This is a genomic window from Cellulomonas biazotea (genome assembly GCF_004306155.1).
Lineage (GTDB): Bacteria > Actinomycetota > Actinomycetes > Actinomycetales > Cellulomonadaceae > Cellulomonas > Cellulomonas biazotea.
The window spans coordinates 1-1214 of sequence record NZ_BIMR01000381.1 but is presented as its reverse complement, the minus strand read 5'-3'; the positions used below and the strand labels follow the sequence as shown (position 1 = coordinate 1214).

The window sequence follows — 1214 nt, the reverse complement described above, 5'->3', positions numbered from 1 at the left end:
CCGCGACGCCGGGTGGTGGCGGTGCCGCCACGCCGGGCGGTGGCGGTCGCGGTGCCGACGCCGGTGGGGGCGCCGGTCGGGGCACCGCCGACGGAGGGACCGCCCCCGACGGCGGCGCGTCACCCGCCCCCTCGACGCCGCCGACGCCCGCGGTCTCGCTCGAGCGCACGGGCCTGCGGACCTGGCCCGACGACCTGCCGAGCGGTCGGCTCCCGGAGGTCCTGGAGGCGACGACGCCGGGCGGTCAGCGCGTGCGGGCGTTCCCGACGCTCGTCGACGAGGGCTCGTCGGTCGCGGTGCGGACGCTCGCGGACGAGGCAGCGGTGGGGTCGTCCGCGGCGCGCGGCCTGCGGCGTCTGCTGCTGCTCGACGTCGGCCTCGCGACGGGGCGCGTGTCGAGCCGCTGGACGGGCACGCAGGCACTGGTGCTGGCCGCGACGCCGTACCCGAGCACCGAGGCGCTGGTCCGGGACGTCCAGCTCGCGGCCGTCGACCGCCTGATGGCGGCGCACCTGCGAGCGGCCACGCCCGCCCGCACCCCGACGGACGTCCGCGACGGCGACGCGTACGCCGCGCTGCGGCAGGCCGTCCGGGACCGTCTGGAGGACACCGTGCACGCGGTGGTCGCGGACCTCGTCGCGGTGCTCGGCGCGTGGCGTGAGCTCGAGGCCGACCTGCGTGCGTCGGCGAGCCTCGCGCTGCTCGCGACCGTGCAGGACGTCCGCGCGCAGTCGGCCGACCTGGTGCACGACGGGTTCGTCTCCGAGGTCGGCGCGGACCGGCTCCCGCAGCTCGCGCGGTACCTGCGCGCGGCCCGGCACCGGCTGACGAAGGCCGCGGAGAACCCGCAGCGCGACGGCGACCTCGCGTGGCAGGTCCACGAGGTCGAGGACCTGTACGCCGACGCGGTCGCGAAGGCCGGTTCGTCGGCGCCCGACGACGCGCGCGACGCGGCGCTCGTCGAGGTGCGGTGGCTGCTGCAGGAGCTGCGGGTCAGCCTGTTCGCGCAGCAGCTCGGCACGCCCGTCCCGGTCTCCCCGGCCCGCATCCGCAAGGCCCTGGCCACCCTCCGCTGACGCGCCCCAGCCCCGCCCGCCCCTGCCCCACCCGTCCGTCCTCGGACATGCGACGACCCCGTCCTGGTGCCCGCCCGCACGCGGGTCGCGGGCACCAGGACGGGGTCGAGGCAGGTGAGCGCCCGCCCGCCCTCAGGC

1 protein-coding gene is annotated in these 1214 nt (G+C 78.7%); it reads left to right on the top strand.

Going from position 1 to position 1214, the window contains the following annotated elements; translation table 11 throughout:
• Nucleotides 1–1076, top strand: a 1076-nt coding sequence (locus CBZ_RS18915) for a DUF3418 domain-containing protein (protein ID WP_130783006.1), incomplete at its 5' end; no start/stop codon positions are given.
• Between the last annotated feature and the right edge of the window lie 138 nt (nt 1077–1214).